The sequence below is a fragment of the Ancylobacter vacuolatus genome (assembly GCF_030813595.1).
GTDB lineage: Bacteria > Pseudomonadota > Alphaproteobacteria > Rhizobiales > Xanthobacteraceae > Ancylobacter > Ancylobacter vacuolatus.
Window position 1 is genome coordinate 48,959 of sequence record NZ_JAUSUH010000005.1, and the last position, 19,960, is coordinate 68,918.

The 19,960-nt window shown below is 67.4% G+C and carries 17 protein-coding genes; 11 read left to right on the plus strand and 6 right to left on the minus strand.

The features are described from left to right. Window positions 1-2: 2 nt before the first annotated feature. The 4 genes from tauA (at window position 3) to hisD (ending at window position 4,050) form a co-directional block, all read left to right on the plus strand. The gene (tauA, locus tag J2S76_RS12710) at window positions 3-995 is read left to right on the plus strand and encodes a taurine ABC transporter substrate-binding protein (RefSeq protein ID WP_307060819.1); all 993 of its coding nucleotides are present in this window, start codon (window positions 3-5) and stop codon (window positions 993-995) included. A 63-nt stretch (window positions 996-1,058) separates the two neighbouring features. After that, window positions 1,059-1,847: a taurine ABC transporter ATP-binding protein gene (locus J2S76_RS12715; RefSeq protein WP_307060820.1), complete on the plus strand. Its 789-nt coding sequence runs from the start codon at window positions 1,059-1,061 to the stop codon at window positions 1,845-1,847. Further along, window positions 1,844-2,731 carry an ABC transporter permease subunit gene (locus J2S76_RS12720; RefSeq protein WP_307060821.1) on the plus strand — a complete coding sequence of 296 codons (888 nt, stop codon included), beginning with the start codon at window positions 1,844-1,846 and terminating at the stop codon, window positions 2,729-2,731. The genes J2S76_RS12715 and J2S76_RS12720 overlap by 4 nt, the downstream gene beginning before the upstream one ends. 8 nt (window positions 2,732-2,739) lie before the next feature. Further along, window positions 2,740-4,050: a histidinol dehydrogenase gene (gene hisD / locus J2S76_RS12725; protein ID WP_307060822.1), complete on the plus strand. Its 1,311-nt coding sequence runs from the start codon at window positions 2,740-2,742 to the stop codon at window positions 4,048-4,050. 10 nt (window positions 4,051-4,060) lie between these two features. On the opposite strand, the gene J2S76_RS12730 is transcribed toward hisD, so the two are convergent. Genes J2S76_RS12730 through coxB form a run of 3 tightly spaced genes read right to left on the minus strand, consistent with a single transcriptional unit; the run spans window position 4,061 to window position 7,571 of the window. After that, window positions 4,061-4,390, minus strand: coding sequence for a hypothetical protein (locus tag J2S76_RS12730; protein WP_307060823.1), 330 nt, complete (start codon window positions 4,388-4,390; stop codon window positions 4,061-4,063). Beyond that, window positions 4,387-6,912: a cytochrome c oxidase subunit I gene (gene ctaD, locus J2S76_RS12735; RefSeq protein ID WP_307060824.1), complete on the minus strand. Its 2,526-nt coding sequence runs from the start codon at window positions 6,910-6,912 to the stop codon at window positions 4,387-4,389. Before ctaD ends, J2S76_RS12730 begins: the two co-directional genes overlap by 4 nt. Continuing rightward, a complete protein-coding gene (coxB, locus tag J2S76_RS12740) occupies window positions 6,909-7,571 on the minus strand; it encodes a cytochrome c oxidase subunit II (RefSeq protein ID WP_307060825.1) in 663 nt (220 codons plus the stop codon). Before coxB ends, ctaD begins: the two co-directional genes overlap by 4 nt. A 33-nt stretch (window positions 7,572-7,604) precedes the next feature. Here coxB and J2S76_RS12745 point away from each other — a divergent pair, with 33 nt between their 5' ends. Then, window positions 7,605-8,114, plus strand: a complete 510-nt coding sequence (locus J2S76_RS12745; RefSeq protein WP_018387316.1) for a DUF2231 domain-containing protein — start codon at window positions 7,605-7,607, stop codon at window positions 8,112-8,114. Here the strand turns inward: J2S76_RS12745 and J2S76_RS12750 are convergent. From J2S76_RS12750 to J2S76_RS12760, 3 genes are all read right to left on the minus strand, one after another. Next, window positions 8,075-8,581 (minus strand): CopD family protein, encoded by a 507-nt coding sequence (locus tag J2S76_RS12750; RefSeq protein WP_307060826.1) that lies wholly within the window; start codon window positions 8,579-8,581, stop codon window positions 8,075-8,077. The genes J2S76_RS12745 and J2S76_RS12750 overlap by 40 nt on opposite strands. Further along, entirely contained in the window at window positions 8,578-9,210 is a 633-nt protein-coding gene (locus J2S76_RS12755; protein ID WP_307060827.1) for a cytochrome c oxidase assembly protein, read from the minus strand. Before J2S76_RS12755 ends, J2S76_RS12750 begins: the two co-directional genes overlap by 4 nt. Before the next feature lie 293 nt (window positions 9,211-9,503). Next, window positions 9,504-11,786 (minus strand): FdhF/YdeP family oxidoreductase, encoded by a 2,283-nt coding sequence (locus tag J2S76_RS12760; protein WP_307060828.1) that lies wholly within the window; start codon window positions 11,784-11,786, stop codon window positions 9,504-9,506. A gap of 693 nt (window positions 11,787-12,479) precedes the next feature. Here J2S76_RS12760 and J2S76_RS12765 point away from each other — a divergent pair. The 6 genes from J2S76_RS12765 (at window position 12,480) to J2S76_RS12790 (ending at window position 19,955) form a co-directional block, all read left to right on the plus strand. Then, on the plus strand, window positions 12,480-13,868 hold the full coding sequence (locus J2S76_RS12765; protein ID WP_307060829.1) for an Nramp family divalent metal transporter: 1,389 nt from the start codon (window positions 12,480-12,482) through the stop codon (window positions 13,866-13,868). A 547-nt stretch (window positions 13,869-14,415) separates the two neighbouring features. Next, complete coding sequence (locus J2S76_RS12770) at window positions 14,416-17,265, plus strand: monovalent cation/H+ antiporter subunit A (protein WP_307060830.1); 2,850 nt, start codon at window positions 14,416-14,418, stop codon at window positions 17,263-17,265. 3 nt (window positions 17,266-17,268) lie between these two features. Then, the gene (locus J2S76_RS12775; protein ID WP_307060831.1) at window positions 17,269-17,667 is read left to right on the plus strand and encodes a Na+/H+ antiporter subunit C; all 399 of its coding nucleotides are present in this window, start codon (window positions 17,269-17,271) and stop codon (window positions 17,665-17,667) included. After that, complete coding sequence (locus tag J2S76_RS12780; RefSeq protein WP_307060832.1) at window positions 17,664-19,193, plus strand: monovalent cation/H+ antiporter subunit D; 1,530 nt, start codon at window positions 17,664-17,666, stop codon at window positions 19,191-19,193. Before J2S76_RS12775 ends, J2S76_RS12780 begins: the two co-directional genes overlap by 4 nt. A 7-nt stretch (window positions 19,194-19,200) precedes the next feature. After that, window positions 19,201-19,689: a Na+/H+ antiporter subunit E gene (locus J2S76_RS12785; protein ID WP_307060833.1), complete on the plus strand. Its 489-nt coding sequence runs from the start codon at window positions 19,201-19,203 to the stop codon at window positions 19,687-19,689. After that, window positions 19,686-19,955 carry a K+/H+ antiporter subunit F gene (locus tag J2S76_RS12790; RefSeq protein ID WP_307060834.1) on the plus strand — a complete coding sequence of 90 codons (270 nt, stop codon included), beginning with the start codon at window positions 19,686-19,688 and terminating at the stop codon, window positions 19,953-19,955. The genes J2S76_RS12785 and J2S76_RS12790 overlap by 4 nt, the downstream gene beginning before the upstream one ends. Window positions 19,956-19,960 lie beyond the last annotated feature (5 nt).

Here is a 19,960-nt window from a genome sequence, read left to right on the forward strand (position 1 = left end):
ACATGAGCAAGACCATGCGAGGCCTGATGGCGGGTGCTGTCGCCCTCGTCCTTTCCGCCGGCTCCGCCTATGCGGAGAAGATCGTCATCGGCCATTTCGGCAACCCCACGCCGATGCAGGTGGCGCGCGCCGAGGGCCTGTTCGAGAAGGCTACGGGCTGGGAGATCGAATGGCGCAAATTCGCTTCCGGCGCCGAGATCATCGCCGCCATGGCCTCAGGCGACGTCAAGGTGTCCGAGCTGGGCTCCTCGCCGATGACCATCGCCATGAGCCAGGGCGTCGACATCCAGATGTACATGCTCGCCATCGTCATCGGCCAGGCTGAGAGCCTGATCGCGCGCGACGGCGCGGGCATCACCAGCGTCGCCGACCTCAAGGGCAAGCGGGTGGCGGTGCCGATCGGCTCCACCGCGCATTTCTCGCTGATGGGCGCGCTGCAGCATGAGAAGGTGCCGGTGAGCGAGGTCACGATCATGGGCATGCCGCCAGACCAGATCGCCGCCGCCTGGGAACAGGGCGCCATCGACGCCGCCTTCATCTGGGAACCCGCCCAGAGCCGGATCATCAAGACCGGCAAGCGCATTCTCGGCGCCGACATCACCGCCAGCTGGGGTTTCCCGACCTTTGACGGCTGGGTGGTCGACAAGGAGTTCGCGGCCAAGAACCTCAAGCAGATGGCCGCCTTCGCCAAGGTCGCCGACGAGGCCAACGCCGCCTATCTCGCCAACCCCGCCGCCTGGACCGCGACCAGCCCGCAGGTGCTCACCATCGCCAAGATGACCGGCGCCTCGCCCGAGGAAATCCCGGATTCGATGAAGGGCTACACCTTCGTGCCGCTGGTCGAGCAGCTGAGCGACAAATGGCTCGGCAGCGCCCCGGCGACGCTCAAGTCCACCGCCGAATTCCTCAAGAGCGCCGGCCGCATCGAGAAGGTGGCTGAGAGCTACGCGCCGTTCGTGAACACCGCCATCGCCAAGGCCGCCACGGCCAAGTAAGCCCCGGATCTTGACGCCGGGTGGGCGGGCAAGCGGCCTGCCCGGCGTTCTGGAGGACATGCAATGGTGCTCATCGTTGACGACGTCTCCGTCGTCTATCCGGCCGCCAATGGCCGACCGCCGGTCGAGGCGCTGCGCAGGATCGACCTGACGATGGACCGCAACGATTTCGTTGTCGCCCTCGGCGCGTCAGGCTGTGGCAAGTCGACCCTTCTCAACCTGCTGGCGGGCTTCCTCTCGCCCAGTTCCGGCACCATCCGTCTCGACGGCACCGCCGTCACCGGGCCCGGGGCCGACCGTTCGGTGGTGTTCCAGAAGCACGCGCTGATGCCGTGGCTCAATGTGCGGGACAATGTGGCTTTCGGGCTGCAAATGCAGAACGTGCCGCTGCGCGAGCGCCACGCCACGGCGGAGACGTACATCGCTTTGCTGGGGCTGGACGGCTTCCAGAGCTCGCCGGTCTATCAGCTCTCCGGCGGCATGCAGCAGCGTGTCGGCATCGCCCGGGCGCTCACCTGCGACCCGCGCCTTCTGTTGATGGACGAGCCGCTGGGGGCGCTCGACGCGCTCACCCGCGAGAAGGCGCAGCAACTCATCTTGCGGGTGTGGAACAGCACCGGCAAGGCGGTGTTCTTCATCACCCATGATGTGGAAGAGGCGCTGTTCATGGGTACGCGGCTCATCGTCATGTCGCCGCGCCCGGGGCGTATCGCCCATCGCTTCGACCTGCCGTTCTCCCGGCGCTTCCTCGATGGCGCCTCGGCGCGCGAGGTCAAGGCTTCCCCCGAGTTCATCGCCCTGCGCGAAGAAGTGCTGGGCATCATCTTCGCCGACGAGGAAGCCGCCGCATGAGCCCCGTCGATCACATCAGCCCCGTCGAACAAAAGCCGCGCCCGCGGCTGTCGTCCCGGCTGGCGGCGCTGGCGCGTGGCCGCTCGGTCAAGCCCGGCCAGGCCTATGGCGTTCCGGGCGATGGCGACACGCTGTGGCTGTCGCTGCTGTCCATCGGCCTGCTGCTCTTCGTCTGGTGGCTGGTCACCGAGATGGGCTGGGTCAAGCCGCTGTTCCTGCCCTCGCCGGGCGCGGTGGTGCAGAAGTTCCTGGACGTCGCCCGCGACGGCTTCACCAACACGCCGTTCTGGCAGCACATCGCGATTTCCGCCGCCCGGGTGTTCGGCGCCTTCCTGCTCGCCTGCGTGATCGGCATTCCGCTCGGGCTCGCCATGGGCATGAGCCCGGCCATGCGCGGCATTCTCGATCCGCCGATCGAGTTCTACCGGCCGATTCCGCCGCTGGCCTATCTGCCGTTGATGATCATCTGGTTCGGCATCGGCGAATTGTCCAAGGTGCTGCTCATCTTCCTCAGCGTCTTCGCCCCGGTGGCGCTCGGCGCGCGGGCGGGGGTGAAGTCGGCGGCGATCGAGCAGATCCACGCCGCCTATTCGTTCGGCGCCTCGCGCTGGAAGGTGCTGCGCTATGTCATCCTGCCGGCCTCGCTGCCGGAGATCCTCACCGCAATGCGGATCGGCATCGGCTTCGGCTGGACCACGCTGGTGGCGGCCGAGATGATCGCGGCGACCGAGGGGCTCGGCTACATGGTGCTCTCCGCCAGCCAGTTCCTGCAGACGTCGACCGTCATCATGGGCATCGTGGTGATCGCGGCGATCGCCTACCTCTTCGACATGCTGATGCGCCTTATCGAGCGCCGGATTGTGCCCTGGAAGGGCAAGATGTGAGCATTGCCATGACCGTGACCTATCTCAAGAAGGCTGTCCGTACCGCCCATTCCGATGAGGGCGACGTGAGGGATGCCGTGGCCGCCATGCTCACCGCCATCGACGCGGAAGGCGAGGCCGCCGTGCGCCGCTTCTCCCGCGAATTCGACAAATGGGAGGGCGAGATCGTCCTCTCGCCCGAGGCACGGCAGGCCGCCATAGCCCGTGTGCCTGACAAGACCAAGGACGACATACGCTTCGCCCATGCCAACATCGCCCGGTTTGCGGAGGCGCAGAAGGCGACGGTGCTGGATTGCAGCATCGAGGTGATCCCCGGCCTCATGGCCGGACAGAAGCAGATTCCGGTCGAGGCGGCCGGCTGTTATGTGCCCGGCGGGCGCTATGCCCATATCGCCAGCGCGATCATGACCATCACCACCGCGCGGGTCGCGGGGGTGCGCCATATCGTGGCCTGTTCGCCGCCCCGGCCGGGGGACGGCATTCCCCCCGAGATCGTCTTCGCCATGGATCTGTGCGGGGCGGACGTGATCCTCAATCTCGGCGGCGTGCAGGGCGTGGCGGCGATGGCCAACGGGCTGTTCGGACTGCCCAAGGCGGATGTGCTCGCCGGGCCCGGCAACCAGTATGTCGCCGAGGCCAAGCGCATTCTCTATGGCCGCGTCGGCATCGACATGTTCGCCGGCCCGACCGACAGCATGATCCTGGCCGATGAGAGCGCGGATGCTGAGTTCGTCGCCAACGACCTGATCGGCCAGGCCGAGCACGGCTATAATTCGCCGGTGTGGCTGGCGACGACCTCGGCGGCGCTGGCCGAGGCGGTGATGGCGCGCGTGCCTGACCTGATCGAGGCGCTGCCGGAGCCGAACCGCTCCAGCGCCCGTGCCGCCTGGGCGGACTATGCCGAGGTGATCCTGTGCGGCGATGCCGAGGAGATGGCTGATATCGCCGACCGCTACGCCCCCGAGCACCTGCATGTGCAAGCGGCCGATCTCGACTGGTGGCTCGGGCGCCTTCAGGCCTATGGCTCGCTGTTCCTCGGCGAGGAGACGACGGTGGCCTTCGGCGACAAGACCTCGGGACCCAACCATGTGCTGCCGACATCAGGGGCGGCGCGCTATACAGGCGGGCTGTCGGTGCACAAATTCATGAAGACGGTGACGTGGCAGCGCGCCACCCGCGCGGCGGCGCGCGATCTTGGCGTCGTCACGGCCCGCATCTCCCGCAAGGAGGGCATGGAAGGCCACGCCCGCAGCGCCGATGTGCGCCTCGCCCGCTTCTTTCCCGGCGAGACCTTCGATCTCGCGCCGGCGGAGGACTGAAAGGGGCCGTTCAGGCTCCGCAGCTCGTCGCCACCAGCACCGGCGCCATGGTGTAGAGCGTGGCGATCAGGCCGATCCAGAGGCCGAGCCGGGGAATCCCGGCCTCTGGCCCGAGCGTCGCCTTCACCCGCGCCAGCAGCACGAGGCAGAGGAGGATCGCGGCGAGGGAGGGCAGGGCGATGGCCACGCGCTGCAGGCTGGCCGGGCCGACATTCACCGCCGGCCAGCCCAGTTCGCAGCCCAACCCGTGCAGGCCGTACGCCACGGAAAAGGCCGCCGCCCACGCCGTCGGGCCGGCGATCAGCCAGCCGAGCCAGACCATGCCGCCCACCCGCCTCATGACGCCGCTTCCTGCGCCCAAAGGGCCGCCGTCGCCAGCGCGGCGGCAGCGAGGGTATAGCCCAGCCACAGCCCCCCATTGCGCAGCGCCCCGGCCCGGCCGGGCGCCAGTTCGCCCCGCCGCGCCTGATCGAGCGCGAAGGCGCTGAACAGGATGCCAATGATGACGTGCAGGCCGACATAGGCGACAAGGGCGGCACGCACCGCGTCGCCCGCATGGCGGGTGGGGTCTGGAAGACCGAAGGCCAGCGCGGCGAGGGCGACAAGCGCCGCCAGATTGACGATCACACAGCCGAGCAAGGCCGCCCCGGCGGGCCGGCCGGCCTCCACTCGCCCCAGCGCCCAGCGTGCGCCAAGGGCCCCCGCCGCGAGGAGCGCCAGCACGGCGAAGGCGGCCAGCAGCACCGTCTGGTCCGCTCCCCATGTCGGCAGGGGCGGGCCGGGCGAGACCAGCGAGAGGAATGCCAGCCCGAACAGCAGCGAGGCGAAGAATGTCCCGTCGGCGAACAGCAGGCAGCGCAGCCCGCTCTGGGTCAGCGTGGCGCCGCCCTCAGGTTGAACCGGCAGAAGCAGGCCGGGCGCGACCTCCACCGGTGCCGCGTCGACGGCGACGACGGCGCGCCGCGCCCAGGCCCAGATCAGGCCGATGACGGGTATCAGCGCCACCGGCGCCACCGTATAGAAGCCCGCCAGCATCAGCAGCACGAAGCCGCAGATGGCGAGCGCGAGCGCCAGCGGCAGGGCGGTGTTGAACGGCAGCAGCGCCACATGCTCGGGCCGGGCCGCGCCGACCGAGGTGACGAGGATCTCGCGCCGCCCGCGCGGGGCGCCGGGCAGGAAGCCCTCGCCGCGCGCCAGTTTCAGCATCGCGCCGGCGGCGCCGGCCTGCTGCAAATCCGCGCCGGGCAGCGAGGCGAAATTGTAGTTGGGCGGCGGCAGCGCCATCGCCCAGTCGAGCGACGGGGCCTGCCAGGGATCGCGCACGCTGCGCTTGCCGAACCCCGCCTGCAGGATCAGGTCGATGGTGAACAGGGCGAAGCCGATGGTCATGACGAAGCCGAAGAAGGAGGAGGAGAGGTTCAGCCACATCCATTCGGGATTGTCGGCATAGGTCGGAATCCGGCGCGGCATGCCCATCAGGCCGGTGAGGTGCATGAGGAAGAAGGTGCCGTGGAAGCCGATCAGGATGAGCCAGAACGCCGCCTCGCCCAGCCCCCGGATGCGCCGGCGCCCGCTCATCAGCGGCATCCACCACGTCACCCCCGCCAGCATCGGGAAGACAAAGCCGCCGATCAGCACATAGTGCAGATGCGCGGTCACAAAGGCGGTGTCGTGCGCCTGCCAATTGAACGGCACCACGGCGAGCATGACGCCGGTCAGCCCGCCCATCACGAAGGTAAAGAAGAAGCCGAGAATATACAGCATCGGCAGCTTCAGCTCGGGCCGCCCGCGCCACATCGTGCCGATCCAGGCGAAGATCTGCACCGCGGTGGGCACCGCCACCAGCATCGAGGCGGCCGAGAAGAAGGCCAGCGCCAGATGCGGAATGCCCACTGTGAACATGTGGTGCACCCAGAGCCCGAAGCTTAGGAACACCATGCCGAGGATCGCCGCGACGATGGCGCCGTAGCCGACGATCCTCGTGCGGCACAGCACGGGAATGACGGTGGAGAGCACGCCCGCCGCCGGCAGGAAGATGATGTAGACCTCCGGGTGGCCGAACAGCCAGAACAGGTGCTGCCACAAAAGCGGGTCGCCGCCGCGCTCGGGGTCGAAGAACGGCCAGCCGAAGGCGCGCTCCATCTCCAGTAGCACCGAGCCGAGGATGAGCGGGGGAAAGCCGGCCAGCATCATCGCGGCGGTGCCGAGGATGTACCAGGCAAAGAGCGGCATCTGGGTCAGCTTCATCCCCGGCGCCCGCAGGCGCAGGATGGAGACCATCAGCTCGATCGCCGCCGCCAGCGCCGAAATCTCGACAAAGGTCACGCCCAGCAGCCAGACATCGGCATTGATGCCCGGCGAATAGGTTTTGCCCGACAGCGGCGTGTACATGAACCAGCCATCCGCCGGCGCGACCCCGCCCAGCAGGGCGGCGATCAGGATGGCTCCGCCGAGCAGGTAGCACCAATAGCCCAGTGCCGAGAGCCGGGGAAACGCCAGGTCGCGCGTGCCCAGCATCTTCGGCAGCAGGTACATCGCCAGCCCTTCGAGCATGGGGATGGCGAACAGGAACATCATGATGCTGCCATGCATCGTGAAGATCTGGTTGTAGAGCGCGGTGTCGAGAAAGGCGCTGTTGGGGGTCGCCAGCTGCGCGCGGATCAGCATCGACAGAATGCCGCCAATGCCGAAGAACACGAAGGCGGTCGCCATGAAGCGCAGGCCGAGCGTGGTGTGGCTGACGCTGGTGACCTGCCCCCACAGGCCGGGACCGTTGCGCCAGACCCTGTCCAGCTCCCGGTGCAGCGTGAGCGCCCGGCGCGGCGGGTTGGCGGGGATTGCCGTCACATCTGGCTGGCTCATGGGCGGATGCCCTCCGTGGTGGGCAAAGGCGGCCAGGCGGCGGGATCATGCGCGATCACCTCGAAGCGCATGGCCGCGTGCTCCAGCCCGCAGAATTCGGCGCACAGCCCCTCATAGGTGCCGGGGCGGGAGGCTTCGATGCGCAGCCGGTTCTGCCGGCCGGGAATTGCGTCCATCTTGCCGCCGAGCTGCGGCACCCAGAAGGAATGGATCACGTCGGACGAGGTGATGAGCACATCCACCGGCTGGCCGGCGGGAATGTGCAGCACGCCGTCCGTCTCGGTGGGCCCCTGCGCGCCGGGATGGGTGAAGGTCCACGACCATTGCCGTGCATGGGCCTGCACTTCCAGCGCCGGCCCGTGCGGCAGGATGCGCTCGCCCACCCACAGCGCGCCGACGAGGGTCACGGTGAGCACCGCCAGCGAGAACCACACGCCCATGCCGAAGACCCAGCGCCCTTCAGCCACCTCGCGCGGTCGACCGAAGCCGAGGGCGACCAGCACGAACACCATCAGCGCCAGCGCCGCCGCCCCGGCCAGCAGCGCCCACCACAGCCAGGCGATGTCCTGCGCGATCGGCCCCGACGGCGTCAGCGTGGAGAGCGGCCCCCCGCATCCCGCGAGAACAAGCGGAACCGTAGCCAGGGCTGCGCACTTCACCGGAGAGACCGGCCGCCACGCGAAGGGAACCCGATGGACACGCGCCCCGAACTGTTCGATCCGCTTGAAGAGCGGCGGGCCCTGCAGGACACCGAATCGAAGATCGCCATTTCCGGCCACCCGCTGCACGCCATGCTGGTCGCCTTTCCCATCGCGCTGGCCTTCAGCACGCTGGGCGCCGATCTGCTCTATATGTGGACAGGCGCCAGCTTTTGGTCGCATGTGGCGGCCTATGCGGTGTTCGGCGCCTTCGCCATGGGCCTGCTGGCCGCTATCACCGGTACGGCCGAATTGCTGCTGGTGCGCGGCATCCGCAACCGCTCGTCGAGCTGGACGCATTTCATCCTGGCGGTGATGCTGCTCTCGCTCATCGGCACCAACTGGATCATCCGCATCGGCGACCCCGATGGCGCGGTGCTGCCAGTCGGGCTGGCCTTGTCGCTGGTCATGGCGGGCATGACCGCGCTGACAGGGTGGCATGGCGGAAAACTCGTCTTCGATTATCAAATCGGCACCAAGGCGGCGGGGAGCGAACGGTCCTGAGGCGTGGTCAGGGCCTGCGGCAGTGCGTCGATCAGCGGCCGCAGGTCCGGCTTGGCGAGGACGAGGTAGAGCACCGCGCCCATGCAGATCAGGCTAACCGGCAAGGCGAGCAGCGCATGCGGCATCTGGTAGGTGCCGCGCCCTTCTGACGCCTCCACCGTCAGATGGCCGAGCCAGGCATGGGCCAGCACCATGCCCACCACCGCCACCAGCTTCGCCACCAGCCAGGGCTGGGTGAGGCCGACGGCGAAGATCAGCCCCGTGCCGGCCGCGATGGCGATGATGGCGGCGGGGGTGACGATGCGGGTGTAAGCGGCATGCATCAGCAGCCGGAACTCCGAGAAGCCCGCCTGCGTGCGCACTTCTTCGCGCCTTCCATACACCTGCAGCACGATCGGCATCGCCACCAGCCCGGCGCACCACAGGCTGAGCGCGGCGATATGCACGGCCTTGAGCAGCGCGATCATGTCAGGCTCGCCTCGCGCCAGCCGCGCCGCAGCAGCAGCGCGCCGAGGAGAGCGAGGGGCAGCATGCCCGGCACCCACATGACCAGCCCGGCCAGTTGCTGATCGGCCAGCGCGCCGAGGCCATAAGCCCCGGTGACGCCGAGATGCTGGAGATAGAGGATGCGCGGGGAAAAGGTGAGGATGGCGGCGATCAGCCCCATCTGCCCGGCGAGCGCCAGCACCATGCCGACCGAGGCGATCCGCTCCGCCGGCCGCTCGGCGTGGAAGATCTGCGACCAGAACGCGAAGGCCGCGCCCAGCATTCCCGCCTGCATCAGCCAGTAGATCGCGTGGCTGTTCCAGGCCAAGGTGTAGGCGGCAGGCAGGTGCCAGAGCCACAGCATCACCGAGAGGCCGACAAAGCCCCCGACCCGCGCGAAGGGCAGGCGGTGCGGCCAGGTTAGCGCCAGGGCGGGCGCGGCGACCAGAACGAGCACGAGATGATGCAGCCCGCGCGCGGAAAACAGCGCCCCGGTCAGCGCGCAGAGCGGCGAGACGAAGGCGACGAAGAGAGCCGCAGCCGCCAGCAGTGCCGGTCCGCGCTGGATGTCGCGACGGAAGGCGGCCAGGGCGAGCGGCGCCGCGCACACAGCGAGCGGCAGCGGCGCGAGGTTCCACGCCGTCAGCAGGCTGTCGGGAGCCGGACCGCAATAGGGGATGATCGGATCCAGTCGAGGCCTCCTCGCAGAGAACAGTCGGGCGACCCCGCGCCGGAACGCGAGGCGCCCGTCGTGGGATCAAGAACAAGGCCACCGCCCCAGCGGGACAGATGTCGCATCGGCGATCCGAGGCGGCGCGGTAGTGGGAAACGTTTCCGTGGCCTAACGCGCCGTCGAGGATCGGGTTCCGGCAGCAACGGTGCTCCTTTGACGGCTGGCGCGGCTCAGTCCGGGCGCACCCATATCGGCACCGATTTGGCGGCGGGGGTCTTGCTGCCCTCGGCATAGTGCCAGAGCGGGATCAGCGCGTTGCACTCGGGGAAATAGGCGGCGCAGGTGCCGGGCGGCAGGTCGTAGTCGATCACCTGGAAGCCGCCCATGGCGCGGTGGATACCGTCATCGACCGCCGTCACCAGCCGCGCCCGGCCGTCTTCGGTCAGGCCGAGGCGGATCCGGTCGTCGCGGTTCATCATCACGATGAGGCGCGAGCCGTGAATGCCCCGCAGCCGGTCGGCATCGCCATAGACCGTGGTGTTGAACTGGTCGTTGGAGCGCAGCGTGATCAGGCGCAGCACATCGGCATCCGTGTCGTCGTCGAAGCTCGCCGACAGGGACTTGGGCACCTTGAAATTGGCCTTGCCGTTCTCGGTCTCCCACCGGCGTTCGCGGGCTCCGACCGGTCGGGGAAAGCCGCCGGGCGTGTCGAGCCGGGCGTTGAAGTCGCGGAAATCGTCGGGGAAAGTGGCCTCGATCGCCTCGCGCACCCTTGCATAATCCTCCACCCAGCGCTCCCACGGCACCAGCGGGTTCGGCGGCAAACTCGCCTTGGCGAGCTCGGCGACGATGCGCGGTTCCGACAGCAGCGTCTCCGCCGCCGGCTGGAATTTGCCGCGCGAGGCGTGGATGCAGGTGGTGGAATCCTCAATGGTCACGATTTGCGGGCCGGTGGCCTGCCGGTCGATTTCCGAGCGGACGAGGGTGGGCAGAAGATAGGTCGCCTTCGCCGTGACCAGATGGGTGCGGTTCAGCTTGGTGGCGATCTGCACCGAGAGGTCGATCTCCCGCCATGTCTCCTCCATCAGCTCCCGCTCGGGGATCGCCCGCACGAAATTGCCGCCGAGGCCGATGAAGGCGCGGATCTTGCCGGCAATCACCGCCTCGCAGACTTCCACCGTGTTCAGCCCGTCCTCGCGCGGCGGCTCGAAGCCGAACTGCTCGGCGAGCCTGTCCAGCGGCACCAGTTCGGCCTTTTCGGCGATACCGACCGTGCGCTGGCCCTGCACGTTGGAATGGCCACGCACCGGGCAGATGCCGGCGCCGGGCTTGCCGATATGCCCGCCCATCAGCAGCAGGTTGACCAGCGTCTGGATGGCGTCGACGCCGAGGCGATGCTGGGTCAGTCCCATGCCGTAAATCGCGATCACCGCCCGGGCGCGGGAGAAGGTGAGGGCGGCCGCTTCCAGTTCAGCCTGAGGCAGGCCGCAGGCGCGCTCGATTGCGTCCCAGGGCGTCTCGCGCACCTTGGCCTCGAAGGCGGGGAAGCCGTCCGTGTGCTCGGCAATGAAGCCATGGTCGAGCAACCGCTCGCCCCCCGTCGCCTGCGTCTCCTCGTCCAGCGCCAGCAGTGCCTTGGCCATGCCCATCATGGCGGCGATGTCGCCGCCGGCGCGCGGTTGGTAATATTGGGTGGCGATCCGGGTTGGCTCGTTGGTCAGCATCTGGCCCGGGCGCTGCGGGTTGACGAACTCCTCCCACCCCTTTTCCCGCAGCGGATTGAACACGACGATCGGCACGTCGCGCTCGCGTGCCACTTGCAGCGGGTGCAGAAGCCGCGGGGCATTAGTGCCGACATTCTGCCCGAAGGAGAAGATGCAGTCGGTGTGCTCGAAATCCTCCAACAGGACGGTGCCCACCGGCGTGCCAATGCTCGGCGGCAGGGCGACCGAGGTGGTCTCGTGGCACATGTTGGAACTGTCCGGCAGATTATTGGTGCCGTAGAGCCGGGCCAGAAGCTGGTACATGTAGGAGGTTTCCAGCGAGGCCCGCCCTGAAGCATAGAACACCGCCTCGTCGGGCGCGTAGCCGCGCAGCTTGGCGCCGATCTGCGCGAACGCCTCCTCCCACGCCACCTCGACATAGCGGTCGGTGCTGGCGTCGTAGCGCATCGGATGGGTGAGGCGGCCTTCCTTCTCCAGCTCGTAATCCGACCAGTCGAGCAGTTCGGAAACCGTGTGGCGGGCGAAGAAGTCGGGCGTCGTGCGCTTGGAGGTCACGTCCCAGAAGGTGGCCTTGGCGCCGTTCTCGCAGAACTCTGCTGCATGCGGCTTTGCGGGCTTGGCCCAAGCGCAGCTGGTGCACATGTATCCGCCGGTCTTGTTGTGGTCCGTTACCAGAGCAGCCAGGGCGGAGACGGCGTGCTGTTCGGTGGAATGTTTGAGCAGGGACTTTGCTGACCCCCAGCCGCCCACGGGTTGATCATACGATTCGTGCCGGGCGCGCTCGGTCATCTCGGTCTCCTTGCCTGTGAGACGCTAATGACCCGCGCGCCGCTTCGGTTCCGGCGCGTGATGCAATGGCCGACATATCGCGGTTGCGCCGGGCAATTAAGCCGCGCGTTCCAGCGGTTTAACGGGAGGTGCGCCGGGAGTCTGCGCAAGAGGAGCCCGATTTCTCGACTAATCTGTCGCTCAACGGTCGCTTCCGCTGCGGAAATGGGTTAACCTTTGGTCGGGTGTTAACGTCGCGTCCGGCGACCGAGACAGGTTTTTGCGCTGGTCGGGCCGCCGCGCGGGAGCCGCGCTTATGCCACGACACCCCTTTTCCCCTCTGCGGCGCAGCTGCGCTTTCTCTGCTGGTTTCGACGCGCCCTGCGAAAGGACGCGGCGGGAAGATCCAGCCTAGACCCTGCCCCACGGGGCCCGGCGGGCGTCGGCCGGGCGCGTCTTCGGCTGCCTCTCCCACATACTTTCGATGTAATGTAAAATAGAACGAAGTATTATAAAAGAACATATCATGAACATATTCGTTGTCATCTTAAGTAAAACTCACAATTACGTTACGTTCCTCATTCTATAGTTCGCGTCTCAGGTCGAATGGATTAGTTATTAGGTATGCCACGCCTCAACAGGACGTGCGCCAAGGAGAACAACACCTGCCACACCTGATGTTCGGCTCGGCAAGCCGAGGAGAGGAAACGCCACATGAATATCGTCACTGACGCGGAAAACGCTCAGAGCGGTGCCACGCCGCACGCACCAAAGACCATCCGCCTGGAGGCGCCGGGCCTAGGCGCGGCCAGCACCTGGCGCAATATGGGCCCCGGCATCGCCGCGGCGATGACCGGCATCGGCGCCAGCCACATCATGCACGCCCCCACAGCCGGCGCCCAATATGGCTATGCCCTGCTCTGGGTCATTCCCTTCGCCTATATCCTCAAATACTGCGCCTTTGAATTTGCCCACCGCTATACGCTGGTAAAGGGCGAATCCATTATGGATGCCTATCAGCGCATCGGGCATGGCAAGGGCAACTGGCCGCTCTGGTACCTGATGTTCCAGGGTGTGGCGAACACGTTCGGCATTGCCGGGCGCACGCTGGGCTGCGCCGCGATGATCTGGGCCGCCTTTCCCTTTCTGTCGCTGGAGCTCTGGTCGGTCGTCATTCTTCTCGTCACTGTCGCCATTCTCTGGCTGGGCAAATACGCCGCCGTGGAGGCGGTGGTGAAACTGCTCATCATTGTCTTCGCCGTATCGTGCTTCATCGCCTTCTTCCTGCAGGCGCCGCCGCCGGGCGAGTACCTGTCCCGGCTGCTGCCGACCCTGCCGCCCATCGGCGCGGCGCTGCTCTTTGGCGCCATGTGGGGCTATTTCCCGACGACGCTCGAAGTCGCGCCGATGCAGTCGAACTGGGCGGTCGACAAGAAGTCCGGCATGGTGAAGGTGCATGACCTTCGCCGGCAGGGCTACGAGGTGGAGCTGGCGCCGAACTATCTGCGCAACTACTTCATCCTGTTCAAGCGCGACATGAACATCAGCTACATCATCTCCGGCCTTACCGGCGCGATCTTCCTGATCGTCGGTGCCGCCGTCCTCCACCCGATCGGGTTGGTGCCGGCGAGCCGGGAAATGGGCCAGACCATCGCCCGCATCTACACCGACACGTTCGGCGCGTGGATCTTCCCGGTCATCATTGCCGGCGGTGTCGCGGCGCTGTTCTCCACCGTCTTCACCTATTATGACGGTCAGGCGCGGCTGATCGAGGAATCGGCGGTGCGGCTGCGCGCCTCGCTCGATACGCCGGAGCGCCGCAAGCTGATCTATCGCGGCTTCCAGGTCTTCCTCACCGCTGCCGGCATCGGCATCGTCTACGGCCTGCCCAACCCGATCTTCGTGGTGCAGATCGCGTCCTTCCTGGCGCTGCTGTTCTCGCCGGTGCTGTTCTGGCTCAGCATCCAATCGGTGAAGCGCAACTTCAAGACGCCCGAAGAGCTCGCATTCATGCCCTCCAAGCTCATGTTCGCCTGGGCGTGGGTCGGCACAATCGGGCTGGCGCTGATCAGCGTCTATGTCATCTGGATCGAGTGGCTCTGAATTCCTCTCCCTAGGGCCTGAGACACTCGCGACTGCCCCGCCTTCCAGGAAGGCGGGGCTCTTTTTTGGCGATCAAACCCGATGCGTCTCAAACGACGTGACAAGAGCCGCCCAATCCATTAGAAAAGCCGCAGGGTGTCTCTTCTTATCACAGTAGAGGCAGGTTTTGCGTCGGTCGGGCCGCCACGCAGGAGCTGCCGTGCATGAGATCATCTGACGTTCATTTTCCGTCTGCTCGCTCTATTAGATCGCTGCGCGACACTCGCGTGGGCACCCGGCCCATTGCGTTTTGCCTGAGCTTCGCCCCGCCTACAGCGATCAATCGCTAGTCTTATCGAAACTGCGGCGGAACAGGATTGTCACGATTGTCTCCGAACGACTGCAATTTCAACAGCTTGGCCGATAGGCGCCCTAGCCTTCATTGCCGGGCGCGGAACCATTGGCTTCTGGCCTTGGTTGCGCCAGCGATGCCGCTCGGCAGGTCTTTCGCCCCCGGGCGACACGGGCGCCACGCCGATGAGTGGACGTGCTGCGGGACGGCTCTGTGATGGTGCTGTGGCTCATTCCCCTGCTGCCGCTGTTCGGCGCCATTCTCCCCGCGCTCCTCATCCGCTCGGGGCGCGATGTCTGCGCCAATGCGACCGGCTTCGTGTCGCTGGCGGCGCTCGGCCTGCTGCTGTCGCAGGCGCCGGCGGTGTTCGCCGGCGAGGTGGTGCGCGTCAGCCTGCCCTGGGTGCCGCAGATCCAGCTGTCCTTTTCCTTCATGCTGGACGGGCTCGGCTTCTTCTTCGCGGCGATGATCCTCATCATCGGCCTTCTGGTCATTGTCTATGCGCGCTTCTATCTCGACCGCGCCGACCCGATGGGGCGCTTCTACGCCTATCTCCTGCTGTTCCAGGGGGCGATGCTGGGCGTGGTGCTGTCCAACAACATCATCCTCCTGCTGGTGTTCTGGGAACTCACCAGCCTCACCTCCTTCCTGCTGATCGGCTTCTGGCGCCACCGTGCCGATGCCCGGCAGGGTGCGCGCATGGCGCTCATCGTCACCGGCGGCGGGGGGCTTGCGCTCATCGGCGGGCTGCTGCTCCTTGGCAGCATTGCCGGCAGCTACGAGATTTCCGAAATCCTGGCGCGCGGCGACCTCATCAAAGCCTCGCCGCTCTATCTGCCGGCGCTGGTGCTGATCCTCATCGGCGCCTTTACCAAGAGCGCGCAGTTCCCGTTCCATTTCTGGCTGCCGCACGCCATGGCGGCGCCGACCCCGGTTTCGGCCTATCTGCACTCCGCCACCATGGTGAAGGCGGGCATCTTCCTGCTGGCGCGGCTGTGGCCGGCGCTGGCCGGCACCGAGGCGTGGTTCCTCATCGTGGCGCCGGTCGGACTCGCCACCATGGTGATCGGCGCGTGGATCGCCAATTTCCGCACCGATCTGAAGAGCCTGCTGGCGTTTTCCACCGTCAGCCATCTCGGCCTCATCACCATGCTGCTCGGCCTCGGCACGAAGATGGCGGCGGTGGCGGCGGTGTTCCACATTCTCAACCACGCCACCTTCAAGGCGGCGCTGTTCCTCAGCGCCGGCATTGTCGACCATGAAGCGGGCACGCGCGATGTGCGCCGGCTCGGCGGGCTTGTCGGCCTGATGCCGATCACCGCGACATTGGCGATGCTGGCCACCGCCTCGATGGCGGGCGTGCCGTTGTTCAACGGCTTCCTATCGAAGGAAATGATGCTGGAGGAGGCCGCCCACACCTCCTATGCCGGCGTCACCTGGCTGTTCCCGGTGCTGGCGACGCTCGGCGCGCTGCTCTCGGTCGGCTATTGCGCGCGCTTTGCCATCCGCACCTTTCTCGGTCCGGTCCGGCACGATTATCCCCATCACCCGCACGATCCGCCGGTAGGGATGTGGCTGCCCGTCGCCCTGCTCATCGTGCCGGTGCTGGCCATCGGCCTGTTTCCCGGCGCGGTGGCGGGCGCTCTGGTGGCGCTCACCGCCGGCGCTGTCATCGGCGGGCCGCTGCCCGATTACTATCTCGCGCTCTGGCACGGGCTGACGCCGGCGCTGGTCATGAGCGTCCTCGCCTTTGCCGGCGGCGCCCTGTTCTTCCTGACGCAGGCGCGGGTGGACGCGCTGCGGCGGCACTTCCCGCGGCCCGAGGCGCGCGACCTGTTCGAGGCCGCCTCCAACGCGGTGGTCCTCGCCGCCCGCCGCCTCACCGCGTGGCTGCATGACGGTTCGCTCGCCTTCTATCTCAGGGTGATCCTCGCCGTGCTGATTGCCGCCGGCATCTTTGCCATGGTGAGCGCGCCGCATGCGGCTGGGACGCGGGCGATGCTCCCGGTCACGCTGCCGGCCTTGGTCGCCTGGCTGGCGCTGGTGGTGGCGTGCCTCGCCACCATGATGCGCCACAGCGACCGGCTGCTGGCGCTGATCCTGACCAGCGTGGTCGGGCTGATCGTGGCGCTCGGCTTCGTGCAGTTCTCGGCGCCCGACCTGGCGTTGACCCAGGTTTCGGTCGATGTCGTCACCACCATATTGATGCTGCTGGCGCTCAATCTGCTGCCCAAGACCAGCCCCCGCGAGGCCAGCCTGCCGGCGCGCGGACGCGACGGCGTCCTTGCTGGTGTTGGCGGGCTGGGCATCGGGTTGCTCGCCTATGCGGTGATGACGCGCGACGGCACCTCGATCGCCGATTATTTCCTGGCGCAGTCGAAGCCGGGCGGGGGCGGGACCAACGTCGTCAATGTCATCCTGGTCGACTTCCGCGGCTACGACACCTTTGCCGAGATCATCGTGCTCGGCATTGCGGCGGTGGCCATCTTCGCCCTGCTCGACCCCCGGCTGCCGGCCGGGGCGCTCAAGCGGGTGCGGGCACTGCTGCCGACCCAGGAGTCGGGCGACGTCCATCCGCCGATGCTGGTCGTGGCGGCGCGCGCCATGCTGCCGCTGGCGCTGGCGGTGGGGGTGTTCATCTTCCTGCGCGGGCACAACCAGCCGGGCGGCGGCTTCATCGCCGGCCTCGTGGTGGCGATCGCGCTGATGCTGCAATATATTGCCTCCGGCTATCGCTGGGTGGCCGATCGCAAGCGGCTGGATTCGCAGGCGATGATCGGCGCCGGAATCGGCATTGCCGGGCTCACCGGCATCGCCGCCTGGGCGTTCGGCAAGCCCTTCCTCACCAGCACCTTCGGCTATTTCACATGGCCGGTGGTCGGTACCTTCGAGCTTGCCTCGGCGCTGCTGTTCGATCTCGGCGTGTTCCTCACCGTGGTCGGGGTGATGGTGCTCTCGCTGGCGCAGCTCTCACGGGTGGGCCAGAGGGTGGACCCGCTGCCGACGCCGGAACAGCCGATGGACCTGCCGCTCGACGCCCCTCACCACCCGCCGAGGGAGGCCTGAGCCATGGAAATCCTCGTCGCCAGCGCCATCGGCCTGATGACGGCGACCGGCCTGTTCCTGATCCTGCAGGGGCGCAGCTTTCCGGTCATTGTCGGGCTGACCTTCCTCTCCTATGCGGTCAACGCCTTCCTGTTCGCGATGGGCCGGCTCACTGTCGACCGACCGCCGATCATCACGGCGGGAGCGGCCTATACTGACCCGCTGCCGCAGGCGCTGGTGCTCACCGCCATCGTCATCTCCTTCGGCATGACGGCGCTGATCGTGGTGCTGGGGCTGCGCGGTTTCCTGGAGACCGGCTCCGACCGCACCGATCTCAGCCTTGCCAATGCAGCCGAGGAACATGGCCCGGCGCCGGCGGGCGAGGATTCCAGCCGCGAGCGGGGCGGGGCCGCGCGGGCATGAACAACTGGATCATCATGCCGGCCGTGCTGCCGGCCTTCACCGCAGCCTTCCTGCTGCTGACGCTGCGCCACCGGCCGCAGGCCCAGCGCATCGTCTCGATCGTCGCCACCGCGCTCGGCCTCCTGGTGGCCATCGGTCTCGCGGTGGAAGCGTCCGACGGGGTGGCGCAGGCCTATCGGCTGGGCGACTGGCCCGCCCCCTTCGGCATCGTGCTGGTGCTCGACCGGCTGTCGGCGACCCTGCTGGTACTGACCGGCGTGCTCGCGCTCTGCGTCGTGCTCTACGCGTCCGCCGGCTGGGACCGGCGCGGGCAGCATTTCCACACCTTGCTGCAGTTCCAACTGCTTGGCATCAACGGGGCGTTCCTCACCGGCGACGTGTTCAACCTGTTCGTGTTCTTCGAGGTGATGCTGATCGCCTCCTATGGGCTGATGCTGCATGGCGGCGGCCCGGCGCGGCTGAAGGCGGGCTTTCATTATGTCGCGATCAACCTCATCGCCTCGGCGCTGTTCCTCATCGGCGTCGGCCTGATCTATGCCGTCACCGGCACGCTGAACATGGCCGATCTCGCCCTGAAGGTGCCGGAGGTAGTGCCGGCCGATCAGGGGCTGCTGAAGGCCGGCGCGCTGCTGCTGTTCCTGGTGTTCGCCACCAAGGCGGCGCTGGTGCCGCTGCACTGGTGGCTGCCGTCCACCTATGCCGCCACCTCCGCCCCGGCCGCCGCCATCTTCATGATCATGACCAAGGTCGGCGCCTACGCCATATTGCGGGTCTATGGGCTGGTGTTCGGCGCGGAAGCCGGCGCGCTGGCGCTGGTCGCCGCGCCCTTCGTGCTGCCGGCGGCGGTGGTGACGCTGCTGCTCGGCACGGTGGGCGTGGTGGGCAGCCGCAGCCTGCGCAGCCTTTCCGCCTTCGCCATCGTCGCTTCCATGGGTACGCTGCTGATCGCGCTGGGGCTGTTCGACGCCGCCGGGGTGGCCGCCGCGCTCTATTATATCGTCCATTCCTCGCTTGCCGGCGCGGCGCTGTTCCTGCTCGCCGGGCTGGTGCTGGAGGGGCGCGGCGCCATGGGCGATCGCCTGCTGCCGGGCCCCGCCATGCGCGGCGAGGTGCTGGTCGGCGGCCTGTTCCTGCTCTGCGCGGTGGCCATGGTCGGCCTGCCGCCGCTGTCGGGCTTCCTCGGCAAGGTGATGATCCTGGAGGCGGTGCGGTCCTCGGCGAGCTGGCCGTGGCTCTGGGCGCTGATCCTGGGCACCAGCCTGGCCCTCACGCTCGGCTTCGTGCGGGCCGGCGCCGTGCTGTTCTGGGCGAGCGGCCCGGCGGGCGAGGGGCCGCGCCGGCGTCTCGACCCGCTGCCGCTCACTGCCATCGTGCTGCTGCTTGCGCTGGCCGGCGCCTGGACCGGCGCCGCCGGCCCGGCCATGGTCTGGATGGACGAGGTCGCCCGGCAGTCGCTCGACCGTGCTTCCTATGTCGAGGCTGTGCTGGGCCCCACCAACCACCGTTCCGGCGGCCTGGGGGAGTGAGACGATGATGGCGCGGCTCCTCCCTCATCCCGTCCTGTCGGTCGTCATCGCCCTGGTCTGGTCGCTGCTGCTGAACGAGATCAGCGCCGGCGGCGTGGTCCTCGGCATCGCGCTGGGCCTGCTCATGCCCTGGTACACCGCCCGGTTCTGGCCGGACCGGGTGCGGCTGAAAGCTCCGTTCACCATCGCCGAATATGTCCTCATCGTGCTGTGGGACATCGTGGTGTCGAACGTGCAGGTGGCCGGGCTTATCCTGTTCCGGCGCGGGGAGAGCCTGCGCTCGCGCTATGTCACCGTGCCGCTGGAGCTGAAGACGCCGGAAGCCATCGTGGTCTTCGCCGGCACCATCACCATGACCCCCGGCACGGTGAGCGCCGATATCAGCGCCGATGGCCGCTCGCTGCTGGTGCATTGCCTGGAGACGTCGGACCCGGACGAGGTCGTGGCCACCGTCAAGAGCCGGTATGAGCGCCGCCTGAAGAGGATCTTCGAATGATCGCAACCGCCGCGATGATCGCCGTTTGCGCCGTCGGCCTGTCGCTGATGCTGACGCTTTATCGGCTGCTCAAGGGGCCGGACGCTCCCGATCGCGTCCTGGCGCTGGACACGCTGGCGATCAACGCCATCGCCCTCATCGTGCTGTTCGGCGTCCTCTTCGCCACCACCATGTATTTCGAGGTGGCGCTGCTGTTCGCCATGGTTGGCTTCGTGACCACGGTGGCGTTCTGCAAATTCCTGTTGCGCGGCAATGTGATCGAGTGAGGCTG

Bases quoted from the DNA above. Each gene is read 5' to 3' on its own strand.
- tauA (WP_307060819.1), top strand. From the start codon at position 3: ATGAGCAAGACCATGCGAGGCCTGATGGCGGGTGCTGTCGCCCTCGTC.
- J2S76_RS12715 (WP_307060820.1), top strand. From the start codon at position 1,059: ATGGTGCTCATCGTTGACGACGTCTCCGTCGTCTATCCGGCCGCCAAT.
- J2S76_RS12720 (WP_307060821.1), top strand. From the start codon at position 1,844: ATGAGCCCCGTCGATCACATCAGCCCCGTCGAACAAAAGCCGCGCCCG.
- hisD (WP_307060822.1), top strand. From the start codon at position 2,740: ATGACCGTGACCTATCTCAAGAAGGCTGTCCGTACCGCCCATTCCGAT.
- J2S76_RS12730 (WP_307060823.1), bottom strand. From the start codon at position 4,390: ATGAGGCGGGTGGGCGGCATGGTCTGGCTCGGCTGGCTGATCGCCGGC.
- ctaD (WP_307060824.1), bottom strand. From the start codon at position 6,912: ATGAGCCAGCCAGATGTGACGGCAATCCCCGCCAACCCGCCGCGCCGG.
- J2S76_RS12745 (WP_018387316.1), top strand. From the start codon at position 7,605: ATGGACACGCGCCCCGAACTGTTCGATCCGCTTGAAGAGCGGCGGGCC.
- J2S76_RS12750 (WP_307060826.1), bottom strand. From the start codon at position 8,581: ATGATCGCGCTGCTCAAGGCCGTGCATATCGCCGCGCTCAGCCTGTGG.
- J2S76_RS12760 (WP_307060828.1), bottom strand. From the start codon at position 11,786: ATGACCGAGCGCGCCCGGCACGAATCGTATGATCAACCCGTGGGCGGC.
- J2S76_RS12765 (WP_307060829.1), top strand. From the start codon at position 12,480: ATGAATATCGTCACTGACGCGGAAAACGCTCAGAGCGGTGCCACGCCG.
- J2S76_RS12770 (WP_307060830.1), top strand. From the start codon at position 14,416: ATGGTGCTGTGGCTCATTCCCCTGCTGCCGCTGTTCGGCGCCATTCTC.
- J2S76_RS12775 (WP_307060831.1), top strand. From the start codon at position 17,269: ATGGAAATCCTCGTCGCCAGCGCCATCGGCCTGATGACGGCGACCGGC.
- J2S76_RS12780 (WP_307060832.1), top strand. From the start codon at position 17,664: ATGAACAACTGGATCATCATGCCGGCCGTGCTGCCGGCCTTCACCGCA.
- J2S76_RS12785 (WP_307060833.1), top strand. From the start codon at position 19,201: ATGGCGCGGCTCCTCCCTCATCCCGTCCTGTCGGTCGTCATCGCCCTG.
- J2S76_RS12790 (WP_307060834.1), top strand. From the start codon at position 19,686: ATGATCGCAACCGCCGCGATGATCGCCGTTTGCGCCGTCGGCCTGTCG.